We start from the raw sequence: 453 nt of genomic DNA, 5'->3' as shown, positions 1-453 counted from the left end.
TGGTTGCGTCCAGTAGCGTGGTGTATCTGTAACTGACGGTGGGCCCCTTATGAATGAGGCCGGCGACCACCGTCGTACCTTTCGATTCCGTAACCACACTTCCTCGAAAGGGATAACCACGATGGCCGCTAGCCCATATTCTATAGACCCGACTACCTACTTAGACGAATTGCTTGCCCAAGCATCCCCAGATCTCATGCGCGAGATGCTTCAAGGATTCATCAACCAAATCCTATCGACTCAAGCAGACCAGATCTGCGGCGCCGACTACGCCACCACGTCTAAGTCTCGAACCAATGTCCGCAATGGCTACCGCCACCGCGATCTTGATACTCGCGTTGGCACCATTGATGTCGCTGTACCCAAACTACGTACCGGGTCATTTTTCCCGGACTGGTTATTGCAACGACGCACTCGGGCAGAACGAGCACTAACAACCGTAATAGCTACCTG

Annotated in this window: 1 protein-coding gene; it reads left to right on the top strand. The window is 53.4% G+C overall.

Features of this window, described 5'->3' with window-relative positions:
• Positions 1–121: 121 nt before the first annotated feature.
• Positions 122–453: transposase (locus QP908_RS11775; protein ID WP_284772367.1), on the top strand; the 332-nt coding region annotated here is incomplete at its 3' end.

Source organism: Corynebacterium sp. MSK204 (genome assembly GCF_030229885.1).
Taxonomy (GTDB): Bacteria; Actinomycetota; Actinomycetes; order Mycobacteriales; family Mycobacteriaceae; genus Corynebacterium.
Note: the sequence above shows the minus strand (reverse complement) of the source record. Positions and strands in the feature narration are given on the sequence as shown.